Annotated in this window: 15 protein-coding genes; 5 read left to right on the top strand and 10 right to left on the bottom strand. The window is 71.4% G+C overall.

Going from position 1 to position 17,697, the window contains the following annotated elements; translation table 11 throughout:
• Positions 1-60: 60 nt before the first annotated feature.
• Positions 61-1,227, top strand: coding sequence for a sensor histidine kinase (locus BMW85_RS28970; protein WP_091087583.1), 1,167 nt, complete (start codon positions 61-63; stop codon positions 1,225-1,227).
• Positions 1,224-1,907, top strand: coding sequence for a response regulator (locus BMW85_RS28965; RefSeq protein ID WP_091087580.1), 684 nt, complete (start codon positions 1,224-1,226; stop codon positions 1,905-1,907). Before BMW85_RS28970 ends, BMW85_RS28965 begins: the two co-directional genes overlap by 4 nt.
• Before the next feature lie 67 nt (positions 1,908-1,974).
• Here the strand turns inward: BMW85_RS28965 and BMW85_RS28960 are convergent, their stop codons facing one another.
• The 8 genes from BMW85_RS28960 to metH all read right to left on the bottom strand — a co-directional run bounded on the left by BMW85_RS28960 (position 1,975) and on the right by metH (position 13,048).
• Complete coding sequence (locus BMW85_RS28960; protein WP_091087578.1) at positions 1,975-3,012, bottom strand: ABC transporter ATP-binding protein; 1,038 nt, start codon at positions 3,010-3,012, stop codon at positions 1,975-1,977.
• Positions 3,009-4,034: an ABC transporter ATP-binding protein gene (locus BMW85_RS28955; protein ID WP_091087576.1), complete on the bottom strand. Its 1,026-nt coding sequence runs from the start codon at positions 4,032-4,034 to the stop codon at positions 3,009-3,011. Before BMW85_RS28955 ends, BMW85_RS28960 begins: the two co-directional genes overlap by 4 nt.
• Positions 4,031-5,044: an ABC transporter permease gene (locus BMW85_RS28950; protein WP_091087574.1), complete on the bottom strand. Its 1,014-nt coding sequence runs from the start codon at positions 5,042-5,044 to the stop codon at positions 4,031-4,033. Before BMW85_RS28950 ends, BMW85_RS28955 begins: the two co-directional genes overlap by 4 nt.
• 84 nt (positions 5,045-5,128) lie before the next feature.
• Positions 5,129-6,892 carry an ABC transporter substrate-binding protein gene (locus BMW85_RS28945; protein WP_245775123.1) on the bottom strand — a complete coding sequence of 588 codons (1,764 nt, stop codon included), beginning with the start codon at positions 6,890-6,892 and terminating at the stop codon, positions 5,129-5,131.
• Positions 6,893-6,939: 47 nt separating this feature from the next.
• On the bottom strand, positions 6,940-7,932 hold the full coding sequence (locus BMW85_RS28940) for an ABC transporter permease (protein WP_091087569.1): 993 nt from the start codon (positions 7,930-7,932) through the stop codon (positions 6,940-6,942).
• A gap of 224 nt (positions 7,933-8,156) precedes the next feature.
• Positions 8,157-8,663 carry a cellulose synthase gene (locus BMW85_RS28935; protein WP_091087567.1) on the bottom strand — a complete coding sequence of 169 codons (507 nt, stop codon included), beginning with the start codon at positions 8,661-8,663 and terminating at the stop codon, positions 8,157-8,159.
• Positions 8,664-8,897: 234 nt separating this feature from the next.
• Positions 8,898-9,557 carry an HAD family hydrolase gene (locus BMW85_RS28930; RefSeq protein ID WP_245775122.1) on the bottom strand — a complete coding sequence of 220 codons (660 nt, stop codon included), beginning with the start codon at positions 9,555-9,557 and terminating at the stop codon, positions 8,898-8,900.
• Between the two features lie 26 nt (positions 9,558-9,583).
• Positions 9,584-13,048, bottom strand: a complete 3,465-nt coding sequence (gene metH, locus BMW85_RS28925; protein WP_091087565.1) for a methionine synthase — start codon at positions 13,046-13,048, stop codon at positions 9,584-9,586.
• Positions 13,049-13,187: 139 nt separating this feature from the next.
• Between metH and BMW85_RS28920 the strand changes: the two genes are divergently transcribed.
• From BMW85_RS28920 to BMW85_RS48680, 3 genes are all read left to right on the top strand, one after another.
• Complete coding sequence (locus BMW85_RS28920) at positions 13,188-13,646, top strand: universal stress protein (protein ID WP_091087562.1); 459 nt, start codon at positions 13,188-13,190, stop codon at positions 13,644-13,646.
• Positions 13,647-13,860: 214 nt separating this feature from the next.
• Positions 13,861-14,715 (top strand): PAC2 family protein, encoded by an 855-nt coding sequence (locus BMW85_RS28915; RefSeq protein WP_091087559.1) that lies wholly within the window; start codon positions 13,861-13,863, stop codon positions 14,713-14,715.
• 723 nt (positions 14,716-15,438) lie between these two features.
• Positions 15,439-15,747 (top strand): TetR/AcrR family transcriptional regulator C-terminal domain-containing protein, encoded by a 309-nt coding sequence (locus tag BMW85_RS48680; RefSeq protein ID WP_143082428.1) that lies wholly within the window; start codon positions 15,439-15,441, stop codon positions 15,745-15,747.
• Here the strand turns inward: BMW85_RS48680 and BMW85_RS28910 are convergent.
• Both BMW85_RS28910 and BMW85_RS28905 read right to left on the bottom strand, forming a co-directional pair.
• Positions 15,633-16,466 (bottom strand): sirohydrochlorin chelatase, encoded by an 834-nt coding sequence (locus BMW85_RS28910; RefSeq protein WP_091087557.1) that lies wholly within the window; start codon positions 16,464-16,466, stop codon positions 15,633-15,635. The genes BMW85_RS48680 and BMW85_RS28910 overlap by 115 nt on opposite strands.
• The gene (locus BMW85_RS28905) at positions 16,463-17,629 is read right to left on the bottom strand and encodes a uroporphyrinogen-III synthase (protein WP_091087554.1); all 1,167 of its coding nucleotides are present in this window, start codon (positions 17,627-17,629) and stop codon (positions 16,463-16,465) included. Before BMW85_RS28905 ends, BMW85_RS28910 begins: the two co-directional genes overlap by 4 nt.
• Positions 17,630-17,697: the final 68 nt, after the last annotated feature.

The raw sequence follows: 17,697 nt of genomic DNA, 5'->3' as shown, positions 1-17,697 counted from the left end.
CAGGACTAATCCTCCCCGGGGAGGAGGAACCGAACTCGCGGGCGGTCCTACAGTGAAGCCGTGCGCATCGACCGAACCCGGCTCCACGACTCGGTTCTCGCCGCCGTGGTGGCTGTCGTCTCGGTGGTGCTCCACACCCTCGACGACCCGCTGATCCCGGCGTCCGGGGGGCTGCGGCCGCCCGACGGCGTCGGCGTGGCGCTGGTGGCCGTGGCGGGCGTGCCCGTGGCCTTCCGGCGGCGCCGGCCGCTGACGGCGCTGTGCGCGGCCCTGGTGCCGGGCCTGCTGCTGACGGCGACCGGCTACGGCGCGGGCGTGCCGGGCCTGGCCGGGCTGGTGCTGCTCTACTCGGTGGCCTCCCACCGGGGGCTGGCGATGGCGCTGGCCGGGCTGCTGGTGTCGCTGTCGGCGTACGCCATGGGGGCTCTGGCCGGCCCGTTGCGCGCGGCGGCCTGGACCGATCATGTGGCGGTCGTCATCCTGGTGGCGGCGGTGTGGGGCGCGGGGCGCAGCCTGCGGCTGCGGCGGGCCTACCTGGAGGAGCTGAAGGATCGGGCGGCGCGGCTGGAGCGGGCGCACGCGGCCGACACCCGGGCGGCGCGGGCCGAGGAACGCTCGCGGATCGCGCGGGAGCTGCACGACGTGGTGGCCCACCACGTCAGCGTCATGGTCGTGCAGGCCGCGGCGGCGCGGCGGGTGCTCGCCGCCGATCCCGGGCTGGCGGGCGAGGCGCTGTCGGCCATCGAGCACACCGGGCGCACCGCGATGGCCGAGATGCGCACGATCGTGGGGGTGTTGCGCGCCGACGCGCGGGCCGAGCTGGGGCCGCAGCCGGGCGTACGGGACCTGCCGGCGCTCGTGGAGCAGATGCGGGAGGCGGGGCTGCCGGTCCGGCTGCTGGTGGAGGGCGAGGCGCGGGCGCTGCCCGCCGGGGTGGACCTGGCGGCGTACCGGCTGGTGCAGGAAGGGCTGACCAACAGCCTGCGGCACGCGGGGGCCGGGGCCCGCGCGGTGGTCACCGTCCGGCACGAGCCGCGCGAGCTGGACGTACGCGTCGTGGACGACGGTACGGGCGGCACGGCCAAGGATCCCTCCTCGGGGCAGGGTCATGGTTTGGTGGGCATTCGCGAAAGAGTGGCACTCTATGGTGGAATCCTGAACATCGGTCCGCTACCGGGGGGCGGTTTCGAGGTGCGGGCGAGGTTCCCGTTGAAGGACGGCCAATGACGATCAGAGTGCTGCTGGTGGACGACCAGCCGCTGCTGCGCACCGGTTTCCGCCTGATCCTCGAGGCCGAGCCCGACATCACGGTGGTGGGGCAGGCCGGCGACGGCAAGGCCGCGATGGAGCAGACCCGGGCGCTGCTGCCCGACGTGGTGCTCATGGACATCCGGATGCCGGGGGTGGACGGCATCGAGGCGACCCGCCGGATCGTACGGGAGGCGGCGCCGTCGGCGCACGTGCCGAAGGTGCTGGTGCTGACCACGTTCGACCTCGACGAGTACATCGTGGAGGCGTTGCGCGCGGGCGCGTCGGGGTTCCTGCTGAAGGACGTGCCGCCGGACGAGCTGGTGCAGGCGATCCGGGTGGTGGCGGCGGGCGAGGCGATCGTCGCGCCGAGCGTGACCCGGCGGCTGCTCGACCGGTTCGCGGCGCGGCTGCCGTCGGCGTACGAGCAGGCGGCCCCGGCCCGGCTCGACCGGCTGACCGAGCGCGAGCTGGAGGTGCTGCGGCTGATCGCCAAAGGCATGTCCAACGCCGAGATCGCCGCCAAGCTGGTGGTGAGCGAGACGACGGTGAAGACGCACGTCGGCAACGTGCTGACCAAGCTGGGGCTGCGCGACCGCGTGCAGGCGGTGGTGCTGGCCTACGAGACGGGCCTGATCACGCCGGGCGCCCTGTCCTGACGCCGGGCGGCCGGACGGCCCTCCCTCGGGGACGCCCGGCGCCGTACGGTCTCAGCTCTGCCCGGCCTCAGCTCTGCTCCGCGGCGGCCGTGGCCGCCGGGGTCTCCACGGCGTTCTCGGGGAAGTGGCAGGCGACGCGGTGCCCGCTCGCCACCTCGCCCAGCGGCGGCTCGACCGTCTTGCAGATCTCCTGCGCCTTCCAGCAGCGGGTGTGGAAGCGGCAGGCGGGCGGCGGGTTGAGCGGGCTCGGCACGTCGCCGGCCAGCCGGATGCGCTCGCGGCCCTTGCGCGCCTTGGGGTCGGGCACGGGCACGGCCGACAGCAGGGCGTTGGTGTAGGGGTGCATGGGCGAGCTGTAGAGCCGCTTGCGGTCGGCGATCTCGACGATCTTGCCGAGGTACATCACGGCGACCCGGTCGCTGATGTGGCGCACCACCGACAGGTCGTGGGCGATGACGACGTAGGTGAGGTCCAGCTCGTTCTGCAGGTCCTCCAGCAGGTTGACGACCTGGGCCTGGATGGACACGTCGAGCGCGGAGACCGGCTCGTCGGCGATGATGAGCTTGGGCTTCAGCGCGAGCGTGCGGGCGATGCCGATGCGCTGGCGCTGGCCGCCGGAGAACTCGTGCGGGTAGCGGTTGTAGTGCTCCGGGTTGAGGCCGACCAGGGAAAGGATGTCCTGGACCGCCTTCTTGATGCCGTTCTCGGTCTGCACGCCCTGGATGCGGAACGGCGCGCCGACGATGGCGCCGACCGTGTGACGAGGGTTCAGCGACGAGTAGGGGTCCTGGAAGATCATCTGCATGTCGCGCCGGAGCGGCCGCAGCCGGCCCTGGCTCATGTGCGTGATGTCCTGGCCCTCGAAGACGACCTTGCCCGCGGTGGGCTCCAGCAGCCGGGTGACCAGGCGGCCGGTCGTGGACTTGCCGCAGCCCGACTCGCCCACCAGGCCGAGGGTCTCGCCCTTGAAGACGTCGAAGCTGATGCCGTCGACCGCCTTGACCGCGCCGACCTGTCTCTTCAGCAGGCCCTTGGTCACGGGGAAGTGCTTCTCCATGTCCTGCACGGAAAGAAGCGGCTCACTGGCGTAGTTGGGCTCGGTCACTGGGTCTCCAGCACTGGCTTGATCTCGTTCTCCCACAGGCCGCGCCGCTCGTCCCGGCTCATGTGGCAGCGCACCAGGTGGCCGCCCTCGGTCTCGGTCAGCGCGGGCACCTCGGTCTCCGCCTTGCCCTGCGTGCGCTCGGCGTACGGGCAGCGCGGATGGAAGGCGCAGCCTGGGGGCACGTTGATGAGCGAGGGCGGCGAGCCCTTGATCGGCAGCAGCCGCTCGGTGGGCTCCCGGTCGAGGCGGGGCATGGAGCCCAGCAGGCCCCAGGTGTAGGGGTGCTCGGGGCGGTAGAAGATGCTGTCGGCGGGGCCGTACTCGATGCACTTGCCGCCGTACATGACGAGGATGTCGTCGGACAGCTCGGCCACCACGCCCAGGTCGTGGGTGATGATGATCAGCGCGGAGTTGAACTCGCGCTGCAGGTCGACCATGAGGTCGAGGATCTGGGCCTGGACGGTCACGTCGAGCGCCGTGGTGGGCTCGTCGGCGATGAGCAGCTCGGGGTCGCACGACAGCGCCATGGCGATCATCGCGCGCTGGCGCATGCCGCCCGAGAACTCGTGCGGGTAGCTGTCGACGCGCCGGGCCGGCTCGGGGATGCCGACGCGGCCCAGCATGTCGATCGCGTGCTTGCGGGCGACCTGCTTGCTGACGTCGTTGTGGATGCGGTAGGCCTCGATGATCTGGTGGCCGACCGTGTAGTAGGGGTGCATCGACGACAGCGGATCCTGGAAGATCATCGCCATCTTCTTGCCGCGCAGGCCGCGTACGTGCTCGGCGGAGGCGCCGTTCAGCTCCTCGCCGTCCAGCCAGATCTCGCCGGAGATGCGGGCGCGGCCGCCCTTGTGCAGCCCCAGGATGCCGAGGCTGGTGACGCTCTTGCCGGAGCCGGACTCGCCGACGATGCCGAGCGTCTTGCCGCGTTCGAGGTCGAACGTCAGCCCGTCGACGGACTTGACCAGACCGTCGTCGGTCGGGAAGTGGATCTTCAGGTCCTTGACCTCAAGGAAGCTCACGACAACCTCACCCTCGGGTCGACCACGGCGTAGAGCAGGTCGACGACCAGGCTCGCGACCACCACGAACAGCGCGGCGACCAGCACGACGCCCATGACCTGGGGCAGGTCCTGGTTCCTGATCGCCAGAATGGCGTACTGGCCGAGCCCCGGCAGAGTATAGGTGGTCTCGGTGAGGACGGCGCCGCCGATCAGCAGCCCGAAGTCGATGCCGAAGAGCGTGAGGATCGGCGTCAGCGCGGCGCGCAGGCCGTGCTTGACGATCACCTCCCGCTCCTTCAGTCCCTTGGCGCGGGCGGTGCGGATGTAGTCCTCCCCCATGGTCTCCAGCATGCCCGCCCGGGTGAGCCGGGCGTAGGTCGCGGCGAACAGGAAGGCCAGCGTGATCCACGGCAGCAGCAGGTCGTAGGCCCACAGCGCCGGGTTCTCCGCCAGCGGTGTGTACGCGCCGCCCGGCGGGGTCCAGCCGAGGCCGTAGCTGAAGATGACCAGGGAGACCATGCCGGTGAAGAAGATGGGCAGCGACACGCCGGCGAGCGCGGTGCCCATGGACAGCCGGTCGAAGAAGCTGCCGCGGCGCAGCGCCGACAGCACGCCGATGGCGACGCCGCCCAGCACCCACAGGATCGCCGCGCCGATGGCGAGGGAGAAGGTGACCGGCATGCGGTCGACCAGGTCCGGCCAGACGGGCTGTCCGCTGATGAAGGAGTAGCCGAAGCAGGGAGCGGGACACTGCTCGACGCCGGCGCCGTAGTCGTACTGGGCGCCGGTGAAGATGCCCTTGACGAACCTGCCGTACTGCACGACGACCGGGTCGTAGAAGCCGAGCCGCTCGGCGACCAGGTGGACGGTCTCCGGGGTCGCCGCGCGCCCGACGTAGCGCGAGGCGAGGGCCTCGGGAGTCGCCCCGGCCCACTGCGGCACGACGAAGAAGATGCCGAAGGTGACCATGCTGACCACGATGAGCATCGCGAGCGCGCCGATCAGACGCCTGATGATGTATGTGAGCACCGCTGCCGGCCGAGTGGCCGGCCCGCCCCGGGCCGGCCACTCCTGCCTTCACCTGCCTTCGCTAGATCCCCGAGCCTCGCCTGGTCACTCCGCGCCGAGCAGCACGTAGTCGTACATCTGCTGGCCCTCGTTGTAGGCGATGTTGGTCACGCCCTGACCACGCATGAGCAGGGCCTTGGCCCAGACGACGGGAAGGATGGAGGCGTCCTCCATGACCTTCTTGTCGACGTCCACCCACAGCTTGGCGCGGGCGGTGGCGTCCAGCTCGCCCGCGGCCTGGTCGATGAGCTTGTCGACCTCGGCGTTCTTGACGCTCAGGTTGTAGTTGCCCGCCGGGCGGATGGTGCGGCTGTCGACGATGGCCTGCATGAAGCCGTAACCGTCGGGCCAGTCGGAGCCCCAGCCGTGCGTGGCCAGGCCGATGCCGTTCTTCTTGACGTAGTCGACGTTGCCGGCGTAGTCGGAGAAGTAGCTGGAGGCCGGGAAGCCCTTCAGCGTCAGCTTGATGCCGGCCTTGGACAGCGCCTGCTGCATGGCCTCGGCGAGGGCCTTCTCACGCGGGCGGTCGGCGCGGAACGTCATCGTGGTCTCGAAGCCGTTCGGCTGGCCGCAGGCGGCGAGGGCCTGCTTGGCCTTCTCGACGTCGCCCTTGTTCTCCGGCGTCTGGTACAGGTCGAACTTCTCCTGGCCGACGATGCCGGGCGGCATGACGTTCGTGGCGATCTCGCCGCCGGCCACCGGGCCGCCGTAGGCGGTCTGGTTGGCGACGCGGTCCGCGGCGAACATGACGGCCTTGCGGCACTCGACGTTGTCGAGCGGCTTGTTGTCCGGGATGACCGAGATGTACCACAGGCGCTGGATCGTCGGGTTGTCGGTACGGGCCTTCAGCGCCGGGTCCGGCAGGACCTTGCCGAGCGCCGCGGGCTGCATGCCGGTGCCGGGGATGTCGAGCTGGATGCTGCCCGACATGAGCTGGTTGTCCAGGTCATCGGCGTTGACGTTGAGCTGGACCTCCCACTTGTCCGGCAGCGCGGGCCGGTTGGGGTCGGTGGAGGCGTCCCACTGGTCGTTGCGGACCAGCGTGAAGCGCTTGCCGGTCTCGTTGGTCTCGAACTTGTACGGGCCCGAGGAGATCACGTGCTCGCGGTACTTCGCGCCCGTGTCCTTGTCCTTCGGCACCGGCGCCGTCATCGGCATCTGGACGATGTAGTCCATGGACGCGAACGGCTTGACCAGGTGGAAGACCACGGTGGTGTCGTCGGTCGCCTCGACGGCCGACTTGTAGTCGACGTCGGGGGTCTTGTAGACGCCCTTGAAGTCCTTCGGCCAGGCCAGCAGCTCGTTGAGGTACGAGGGGCCGTGCGGGAAGGTCTCCTTGTCGTACGAACGGGCCACCGCGTAGGCCACGTCCTTGGCCGTGATCGGCGTGCCGTCCTCGAACTTGAGGCCCGCGCGGAGCTTGTAGGTCCACGTCTTGCCGTCCGGGCTCGGCTCGCCCAGGCCCTCGGCGAGGTCGGGGACGACCTGGTTGCCGTCGGGGCCCGGACCAGTCTTGTACGTCGTCAGCGTACGCCAGTAGAGGCGGCCGAAGTTGAACGAGTACCCGTAGTAGGTGTCGGCCGGGTCGAGGCTGTCCCAGTCGGAGGAGTGCGCTGCCTTGATCGTGCCCCCCTTCTTCGTCGAAGGGTTGTACACACCGGTGAGCGAGGCGTTGAACGCGGGTTGCGCGGCACCGCCGGACGCCGACTGCGCGGGTTGCTGCGGCGTGCCGCCACCTCCGCCACAGGCGGAGAGCACCATGGCCAGCGCCGCTGTCGCGGCCGCCGCCAGTGCGGATTTCCTTCTCATTGACTAACCCCTTGGTAGTGAGATGGGGGATGGAGCGTAGGCGAAGATCAGTGCGCGCGGGGGTCGAAGGCGTCCCTCAACCCGTCGCCGAACAGGTTGAACGCCAGGACGGTGATGAAGATCGCCAGGCCCGGGAAGAGCACGAAGTGCGGCAGCGTGTAGAAGCGCACCGCCTCCGACAGCATGCCGCCCCAGGTCGGGGTGGGCGGGTTGATGCCCACGCCCAGGAAGGAGAGCGAGGCCTCGAACAGGATGTTGGTCGGGATGAGCAGGGTGGCGTAGACCAGGATCGGCGCGAGCAGGTTGGGCAGCACCTCGCGGAAGAGGATGTAGCCGTGGCGCGCCCCGAGGCTGCGGGCGGCGTCGACGAACTCCCGTTCGCGCAGCGACAGGGTCTGGCCCCGGACGATGCGGCCGATGCTGGGCCAGCTGAAGAAGCCGATGATGAAGATCAGCATGGCGATGCGCAGGCCGTTGCCCTCCAGGCCGAACCCCTTGTCGGGGACGACGCCCGCCAGCGCGATCGCGAAGACCAGCAGCGGGAAGGCGAGGAAGACGTCCATGATCCGGCCGATGACCTGGTCGACCCAGCCGCCGAAGTAGCCGGCGACCACGCCGAGGACGGTGCCGATGACGACCGACACCAGGGTGGCGAGGAAGCCGATGAGCAGCGAGATCCAGGCGCCGGCCACGATGCGGCTGAAGATGTCACGGCCGTTGACCGGCTCGACGCCGAGCAGGTATTCGCTGCCCATGTTGCCGAAGGAGCCCTGGGGCAGCAGCGTGCTCTGGTCGATGGCCTCCTGGTGGAACTCCAGGGGGTCGTGCCCGAAGACCGAGATGATGGGCCCGGAGAAGATCGCCACGAGGATCAGCAGCACGACGACGACGCCACCGCCCAGGGCGACCTTGTCCCGCCTCAGCCGCATCCAGGCGATCCTGGTGAGGGACCGGCCCTGGATGTCCTTGCCCGCTCCCGCGAGCACCGACTCCGGTTGCGCTTCTGCGGCGGAACCGGGAACGTCAAGCGGCGCGGTCATGCGAAATTGCCCCCTGGATCCAGACGACGCTGTCTATTTGGACTGGACTTAGACCGCGAGTCGCGACCTCAGGAGGCAGAATCTATGGCCTGAGCTGCTATGACCAGCCCCTCAGGCCGCTATGTGGCTAATCTGTGATTGATGCGAAACTCATTCGTATTGATCTTGATCTGAATGTCGTGGCCGGGTCCCGGTTGCGTCTCGGATTCGTGACACAGGCCGCGTCAGCTGATGCCGCGCCGCTTGAGAAGCTCCTCGATGTCGGAGAAGTCGTCGTCGGCGGGAGCCTTGCGCTGCCGCCCCGCGACGGCCGGCTTGGGCGCGGCGGCCGATGCGGCGGGCTTGGCCCCGCCCGGCTGGGCCGGCCGCTGCGCGGGCGTCTCGCCCGTGCCCTTCCCCTCGCCCGTGTCCTTCCGCCCGGCGGAGAGCCTGCGTCCGCGCATGAACCCCGACACCACGAACAGCACCGCCGACAGCCCCGCCACGGCGACCCCCGCCCACACCGCCGGGTTGAGCACCAGGCCGGTGACGAACCCCACGGCCGTGGTGCCGATGGTCCACAGCGCCGGCAGCGCGTTGGTCAGATAGGCCGCCACCGGCAGCAGCGCCCACGCCGCCACCCGCAGGCCCGACGCCGCTCCCCTGCGGCGGAACGCCAGGAAGCTCAGGACCAGGCCCGCCACCGTCGCACCCGCGCAAAGCGGAAACCACGCGATCTGGTCGAAGTTCATCCGGCCACTCCTTCGTCTCGGCTCCTGCCTCCATCCTGGCATGCGAACGGCCGTTCGCTCTCCTCCGAGAGAACCAGCCGTCCCCTAGGGGAACGCCCTTCGTCCCCTGTGCTCCGTTCAGGGGCAGAGGGCATCCTTCCCCACCGAACGGGCGTAGCGGCCCTTGTAGGGACGCTCAGGGCCGAATGGGACGCCCAGGACCGGACGTCCGAGAACCGGGCGCGGGGGCCGGGATCAGGCGGGCAGGAGGGCGCGGAGGTCGGCGACGGTGACGGCGGTGAGGGAGGGGACGACCAGGCGGCCCGGGGCCGGCTCGATCGGCAGGATGCTCGGGACGGCCACCACCGCGCAGCCGGCCGCCGTCGCCGCGGCCACCCCGCTCGGGGAGTCCTCCAGCACGACGCAGCGCACCGGCTCCACCCCCAGCAGCCGGGCCGCCGTGAGGTAGGGCTCCGGGTCGGGCTTGGTGTGCGTCACGTCGTCGGCCGTGACGATGACGTCGAAGCGCTCACGCCCGACGCCCTTGAGCACGGCGTCGGCGATCTCGCCCAGCGAGGAGGTGACCAGCCCGGTGGGCACCCCCTCGTCGCGTACGGCGTCGAGCAGCTCGGCGGCCCCCGGCATGAGCTCGACCCCGGCCGACAGCCTGGCCACCATGCCGTCGACCATCCACGAGCGCACGGTGTCGGGCGGCACCTCGGCGCCCGAGACGGCCAGCATGTAGCCGATCGTGCGCTCCATCGACCCGCCGACCAGGTGGGCCTGGTGCTCGGGGGTCCACGCGGCGCCCAGCCGGGCCATCACCCCGGTCTCGATCTCCAGCCAGACCCGCTCGCTGTCGACCAGCAGACCGTCCATGTCGAAGAAGACGGCTTCCATGCCCATGTGCCTCATGCCCTCATCTGCCCGTGCCGCCGCTGTCAGACGTTGAAGTATTTGGCCTCGGGGTGGTGCGCCACCAGCGCGGACGTCGCCTGCTCGGGGTGGAGCTGGAACTCCTCCGACAGGGTCACGCCGATGCGCTCGGGCTGGAGGAGCTGGAAGAGCTGGACCTGGTCCTCCAGGTTGGGGCACGCGGGGTAGCCGAAGGAGTAGCGGCAGCCCTGGATGTTGACCTTGAGCATGTCGTCGAGCGACTCGTCGCCGCCGACGCCCCACTCGGCGCGCACCCGGGCGTGCCAGTATTCGGCCAGCGCCTCGGTGAGCTGCACCGACAGGCCGTGCAGTTCGAGGTAGTCGCGGTAGGCGTCCTTCGCGAACAGCTCGGCCGTGGCCTCCGCGATCTTCGCGCCCATGGTGACGACCTGGAAGCCGACCACGTCGACCTCGCCGGAGTCCTTCGGCCGGAAGAAGTCGGACAGGCACAGGTGACGGTCGCGGCGCTGGCGCGGGAAGGTGAAGCGGGTGCGCTCGCCGCCCGCGTCGTCGAGGATGACGAGCGAGTCGCCGTCGCTGACGCACGGGAAGTGCCCGTAGACGACGGCCGCCTCCAGCAGGCCCTCGGTCTGGATGCGGTCGAGCCACATGCGCAGGCGAGGCCGACCCTCGGTCTCGACCAGCTCCTCGTAGCCGGGGCCTTCGCCGCCCCTGGTGGGCTTGAGCCCCCACTGGCCGAGGAACAGCGCGCGCTCGTCGAGGAAGGCCGCGTAGTCGGCCAGCGAGACGCCCTTGACGACCCGGTCGCCGTGGAACGGGGCCGCGGGGATCGGGTTGTCGGCGGCGACGTCGGAGCGGGCGGGCAGCTCCTCGACCGGGGTGCGCTGGAGCACCGCGCCGGTCTTGACCCGCCGCTCGCGCAGCGGCGGCAGCGTCGCGCCCTTCTCGCCGCGCTTGACGGCCATGAACGCGTCCATGAGCCGCAGCCCCTCGAACGCGTCGCGGGCGTAACGCACCTCGCCCTCGAACAGCTCCGCGAGGTCCTGCTCGACGTAGGCGCGGGTGAGCGCGGCGCCGCCGAGCAGCACCGGGTAGCGGTCGGACAGGCCCCTGGAGTTCATCTCCTCCAGGTTCTCCTTCATCACCACCGTCGACTTGACCAGCAGCCCGGACATGCCGATGACGTCGGCCTTCTGCTCGTCGGCGGCCTCCAGGATGGCCGAGACCGGCTGCTTGATGCCGAGGTTGACGACCTGGTAGCCGTTGTTGGACAGGATGATGTCGACGAGGTTCTTGCCGATGTCGTGGACGTCGCCCTTGACGGTGGCCAGCACGATGCGGCCCTTGGTCTCGCCCTCCAGGCGCTCCATGTGGGGCTCCAGGTAGGCGACCGCGGCCTTCATGACCTCGGCCGACTGCAGCACGAACGGCAGCTGCATCTGCCCGGAGCCGAACAGCACGCCGACGGTCTTCATGCCGTCGAGCAGCACCTCGTTGATGATCTCCAGGGCGGGGCGCTGCTCCAGCGCGGTGTCGAGGTCGGCCTCCAGGCCCTTGCGCTCACCGTCGATGACGCGCCGCTTGAGCCGCTCCCACAGCGGCAGCGAGGCCAGCTCCTCGGCCTTGCCCGCGCGGAGGGCGGCGGCGTCGACGCCCTCGAACAGGTCCATGAAGCGCTGCAGCGGGTCGTAGCCCTCGCGGCGGCGGTCGTAGACCATGTCGAGGGCGATCTGGCGCTGCTCGTCGGGGATGCGCGCCATCGGCAGGATCTTCGAGGCGTGCACGATGGCGGAGTCGAGGCCCGCGTTGACGCACTCGTTGAGGAAGACCGAGTTGAGCACCATGCGGGCGGCCGGGTTGAGGCCGAAGCTGATGTTGGAGACGCCGAGCGTGGTCTGCACGTCCGGGTAGCGGCGCTTGAGCTCGCGGATGGCCTCGATGGTCTCCAGGCCGTCGCGGCGGGTCTCCTCCTGGCCCGTGGCGATGGGGAAGGTGAGGGTGTCGACGATGATGTCCTCGACCCGCATGCCCCAGTTGGTGGTCAGGTCCTCGATCAGGCGGCTGGCGACGCGCACCTTCCAGTCGGCGGTGCGGGCCTGGCCCTCCTCGTCGATGGTGAGGGCGACCACGGCGGCGCCGTGCTCGCGAACCAGGCGCATGATCTTCTGGAAGCGGGAGTCGGGGCCGGCGCCGTCCTCGTAGTTGACGGAGTTGACCGCCGCCCGGCCGCCCAGCATCTCCAGGCCCGCGCGCAGCACCTCGGCCTCGGTGGAGTCGAGCATGATCGGCAGGGTGGAGGCGGTGGCGAAGCGGAAGGCCAGCTCCTTCATGTCGGCCACGCCGTCGCGGCCGACGTAGTCGACGCAGAGGTCGAGCATGTGGGCGCCGCCGCGGGCCTGCTCGCGGGCCATCTCGACGCAGTCGTCCCAGCGCCCGCCCAGCATCGCCTCGCGGAATGCCTTGGAGCCGTTGGTGTTGCAGCGCTCGCCGATGGCCAGGAAGGAGGTGTCCTGGCGGAACGGGACGGTCTGGTAGAGCGAGGAGACGCCCGGCTCGGGGCGGGGGCGGCGGGCGGCGGGCTGCTCGCCGCGCACCCGCTCGACGACCTGGCGCAGGTGCTCGGGGGTGGTGCCGCAGCAGCCGCCGACCAGGGACAGCCCGTAGTCGCGGGTGAAGGCCTCGTGGGCGTCGGCCAGCTCGCCGGGGCTGAGCGGGTAGTAGGCGCCGTCGGAGGTGAGCACCGGCAGGCCCGCGTTGGGCATGCAGCTCAGCCGGAGCCGGGAGTGGCGGGCGAGGTGGCGCAGGTGCTCGCTCATCTCGGCGGGGCCGGTGGCGCAGTTGAGCCCGATGACGTCGACGCCGAGCGGCTCGATGGCGGTCAGCGCCGCGCCGATCTCGCTGCCCAGCAGCATTGCGCCGTTGGTCTCGATGGTGACCTGGGCGATGATCGGGATGTCGCGGCCGGAGTCCTCGACGGCCCGCTTGGCGCCGATGACGGCGGCCTTGACCTGCAGGAGGTCCTGGCAGGTCTCGATGATGAGCGCGTCGGCGCCGCCCGCGACGAGGCCGGCGGCGTTGTCGCGATAGGCGTCGCGCAGGCTCGCGTAGGGCAGGTGGCCGAGCGTGGGCAGCTTGGTGCCGGGGCCCATGGAGCCGAGGACGAAGCGCGGCTGCTCGGGCGTGGACCAGTGGTCGGCCGCCTCGCGGGCGATGCGGGCGCCCGCCTCGGAGTATTCGAAGACGCGGTCGCCGAGGTCGTATTCGCCGAGCGCGGCGAGGTTGGCGCCGAAGGTGTTGGTCTCGACGCAGTCGACGCCGACGGCGAAGTAGGCGTCGTGCACGCCGCGCACGATGTCGGGGCGCGAGACGTTGAGCACCTCGTTGCAGCCCTCGTGGCCATGGAAATCGTCGAGCGTCGGGTCCTGGGCCTGGAGCATCGTGCCCATGGCGCCGTCGGCGACGATGACGCGCTGGTCCAGCACTTCGCGGAAGGACGGGGAGATGCTCATGGGTAGAGCTTATCGGGTGCGTTCCGGCCGCTGGTCGGAGCGGGGGCAGAAGATCGTTCTGGGGGTTTCGCGATGGTCCGGGCGGCCGGGCGCTAGTCTGCCGGTTGTCAATTGAACTTCGCGTCCAATTGGGGCTCTCATGGCCTACCGCACCGTGCTCGTCGGCACCGACGGCTCCCCCTCCTCCTTCCGCGCCGTGACCGCGGCGGCGTCCCTGGCCGCGGCGTCCGGCGCGACCCTCGTCCTGGCCTGCGCGTACCTGCCGATGCGGGAGAGCGAGCGGGCGTCCGCCGCCGACCGGCTGGGCGAGCTGGCTTACAAGGTGAGCGGCTCCACCCCCGCGGACGACGCGCTGCGCGCGGCGCGCGAGCACGCGGTGGCGGCCGGGGCCGCCGACGTGGTGCTGGCCGCCGAGGAGGGCGACGCCGTGGACGTGCTCATCGCCCTGGCCGCGCGGCACCGCGCCGACCTCGTGGTGGTGGGCAACCGCGGGCTCAACAGCCTCGCCGGGCGGCTGCTCGGCTCCGTGCCCTCGGGGGTGCTGCACCGGGCGGCGTGCGACGTGTTGATCGCGCGTACGACGGACGGCGGGCGCTGACCGCGCGCCCCTCCCCGGTCACGCTCTCTGGGTTGTGCGCTTAGCGAACACCTGTGCGGTCCGGGCAGGGAGACGGCCCTGGACCGGCCGTGGGTTCCGTACCGGTGGGAGTGACGGGAGGCCGTGCGGGGCAAGGGGTTCGCGAGGAGACCAGTGACGCCGGAGCCTCCTCAGCGCATAGGCTAAGCGGGACAATGGAGAGAGGAGGCGACCCGTGATAGAGCTCGAAGGGCTCCCCGAGCTCGTCGACCCGGTGCTCATTGCCGCGTTCGAGGGGTGGAACGACGCGGGTGAGGCCTCCAGCGGCGTCATCGCGCACCTCGAGTCGGCATGGAAGGCCGAGCCGCTCATCGCCCTCGACCCCGACGACTACTACGACTTCCAGGTGACGCGGCCGGTGGTCGAGATGAGCGAAGGGCTCACCCAGTCCATCGTCTGGCCGACCACGCGGCTGCTGCGCGCCCGCCCTCCGGGCGTCGAGCGCGACGTGGTGCTGCTGCGCGGCATCGAGCCCAACATGCGGTGGCGCTCGTTCTGCGCCGACATCATCGAGGTCTGCCGCGAGCTCGGCGTGGAGCTGGCCGTCATGCTGGGCGCGCTGCTCAACGACTCCCCCCACACCCGGCCGGTCCCCATCCTGGGCGGCGCGACCGACGAAGGGCTGGCCCGCTCCACCAACCTGGAGCTGAGCCGCTACGAAGGGCCGACGGGCATCGTCGGGGTCCTGCAGCACGCCTTCGGCCAGGCCGGGCTCGACGCCATCTCGCTGTGGGCGTCGGTCCCCCACTACGTCGCCCAGCCGCCCAACCCCAAGGCGACGCTGGCACTGCTGCGCCGGCTGGAGGACGTCCTGGAGATCCCCATGCCGCTCGGCGACCTCGACGAGGAGGCGCGGGCCTGGGAGCGCGGGGTCGACGAGCTGGCCTCGCAGGACTCCGAGGTGGCCGACTACGTCAAGGAGCTCGAGGAGCGCAAGGACGCCGCCGAGCTGCCGGAGGCCAGCGGCGACGCCATCGCCGCCGAGTTCGAGCGCTACCTGCGCCGCCGCGACCGCGACACCGACACCTGAGCCACCAGAACCACCAGATCCACCACGACATCCGACCCGCCGCGGCGCCTGAGCCGCCGCGAGGTCCGGCCCGCTGCGGCATCTGAGCCGGCGCGGCATCTCAGCCGGCGTGCGCCCTAGCCGCCGCGCCTGGACGGGGGCGCCCGCGGGCGGGCTGCTCACGGGTCGCGGCGTCCCGCAGTCCGCTGAACCCGGTCGGGACAGTGGCTGTTGGGTTCCTGGGGTTGTCAGGGGCGCTGGTGTCCGGCATGGACACGTGGGCTGTCCTGGGAGGACACTGACAGCTAACCCTCAGGGCTTAAATCCAACACTTTTTCGAGGTTTCAGGTAATAATCGGGGATCTGTAGAAGTTTGCACTAAGTTGGGATCCGAGCCACCCATCCCACGCATACCAACAAATCGCGTTCGACCGGCTTCGTGCCGCGATGCCTACTCCTCTGACCGCGCACGTTAGGCACGCCATGGCAACATCCCATGTAGACCCTTACCAGCGGAGCCAGGACGCCAGGCGGCGCGTCCTGGAGATGGCCGTCTCGCTCCGGGAGGACCGCGGCGGCGGCTCCGTGGACCATTTCCTCGCCCTGCTCCAGGACCGGCTGCCGTCCTGGCTGAGCATGCTCCACGATCTCTCGCATCGGATCGGAAAAGGGAGCGTAGCCGACAATCTTCACCCAATAGCACGAGCAGGCATTCAATATTACATAGATGTACAAAGCGCGGCATTGCCCGCGTTCACCTCGCCGAACGTCACCGTGCGCTTCCGGCAGGCCGTCCGCGACACGGGCCTCGGTCCGTGGACCGAGACCGCGCCGCTGGCCGCCTACCTGGCGGCCGAGCAGCGCATCGGCAGGGTGCGGGCCGACGCCGATCCGGAGGCCACCGCCCGCCTGCTGATCGCGGGCTGCTTCCACCGGGCCTACGTCGAGATGTTCGTCGGCGCGGACACCTGCCCGTCGCGCGAGGCCAGCGCCCGTGAGGTGGTGCGCGAGCTGCGGCTGGAGCCGGCGCCCTCCGCGCCGGCCGCCGTCTGAGCGGCTCGCGCGGCCTGATCTCCCCGCACGGCCTCGTCGTAGCGGTGCCAGACGAGCGCCGCCACGTCCGGGTCGGCCCCCAGCGGGTCGCTCACCGGGCCGGCGGCGGCCGTCACCAGCCGGTCGTGGAAGAAGCCGGGAGCCAGCACGTACGAGGCGACCGCCACGCGCGCGGCCGGCGTCGCGGCGAGCCGTTCCATGGCCTCCTCCAGGGACGGCGAGCCCGCCGAGGCGAAGGCCGCGGTGACCGGCCTGGCCAGCCGCACGGCGAGCATGCGGGCGGCGGCCCGCACGTCGGCCAGCCCGGCGGGGTCGGAGGAGCCGGCCGCGCCGAGCACGACCGCGTCCGTGGCGCGCAGCCCCGCCCGGCCGAGCCGCCGGGCGAGCACGCCGGTCAGCAGCCGGTGCGGCCCGAGCCGGTCGGCCACCACCGCGTCGGGCCGGTGCGCGGCGATGATCTCCGGCAGGTCGATGTGGACGTGGTAGCCGCCGGCCAGCAGCAGCGGGACCACCACCACCGGCCCGCGCACGGCCGGGAGCACGTCGGCCAGCAGGGGCGAGCTGATCTCCAGATAGGTCAGCTCGACCCGCCGCCCGGGACGCGCCCTCCTGACCGTCTCCGCCAGGAGGGCCAGGGTCGCCTCCCCCGCGGCGCTGCGCGTGCCGTGCGCCGCCAGGACGAGTGCAGGAGCCGCGCCCCCCGTCGCGTGTCCCGTCACATCCCCGCCTCGTACGGGCAGGCCAGCCGGTAGCCGCGCTTGACCACGGTCTCGACGATGCCGCCCGGCCCGAGCGCCCGGCGCAGCCGGGTGACGGCCATCTCGACGGCGTGCTCGGCGGAGTCGCGGGCGAGGCTGCCGGGCAGCACGGTACGCAGGTCGGCCCGGGACACGACGTGTCCCGGCTTGTCGGCCAGGCGCTTCAGCACCGCCATCGGGGCGGGCGGCAGCGGGCGCAGCTCGCCGTCCACGACGACGGCGTGGCCGCGGATCTCGAGCTGGTGCCCTCCGGCGGCGAGCCGGGTGACGCCGTGCTCGGGCAGGTGGCGGGCGAGGGCGCGGGCCAGCGCGCCGAGCCGCGAGCGGTCCGGCTGCAGGGTGGCCACGCCGCGCGAGGTGAGCGGGTCGGCGGTGACGGGGCCGACGCAGGCGGCCACGACCGGCCCGCCGAAGGCGGCGAGCAGCGCGTCCTCCAGGCCCTCTGCGCGGGCGGTGTTCAGCATGGCGTGGACGGCGGGGGCGCTGGTGAAGGCGACGGCGTCCACCGCCCCGGAGACGGTCTGGGTGATGAGGCGGCGCAGCGGCGAGATGTCCCGGTACGGCAGCCACCGGTAGACCGGGATCTCGATCACCTCGGCGCCGGCGGCGCGCAGCTCGGCCACGAACTCGCTGAGCGGCTCGCCGTGCTGCTGGACGGCGATGCGCCGGCCGCGCAGGTCCTGGGCGAGGAGGTGCTCCTTGACCTCCTGGCAGGACTCGGTGGCGGGCGTCCAGTGGTCGTTGAGCCCGGCGGCGCGCACCGCTCCCCTGGCCTTGGGGCCGCGGGTGAGCAGGCGGGACCGGGTGAGGTGCGCGCCGAGGTCGGCCGACAGGCCCCAGCCCTCGGCGGCGGCCATCCAGCCGCGAAAGCCCACGCCGGTGGTGACGACGACGTCGTCGAGCGGCGCTTCGAGTGCCTGCCGGGTGGCGGCGAGCAGGTCGGCGTCCTCGGCCAGCGGCACCAGCCGGATGGCGGGGGCGCTGACCACGCGCGCGCCGCGGCGCTCCAGCAGCGCGCCGAACTCCTCGCGCCGCCGGGTCGCGGTCACGCCGACGGTGAATCCGGCCAGGGCGTCCGGCGCCGTCTCCGGTGAAGCGCCGTCGCCGACGGGGAGTGCGGTCATGCCGTCACCTCCAGGTACTCGTGGATGCCTGGCCGGGCCCCGAGCGCCCGGCCAGGCATCACAGGCGC

Origin of the sequence: Nonomuraea wenchangensis (assembly GCF_900111685.1) — a bacterium.
GTDB classification, from domain to species: Bacteria; Actinomycetota; Actinomycetes; order Streptosporangiales; family Streptosporangiaceae; genus Nonomuraea; species Nonomuraea wenchangensis.
The sequence above is the reverse complement of the archived record's forward strand: the minus strand, read 5'-3'. Positions and strand labels throughout refer to the sequence as shown.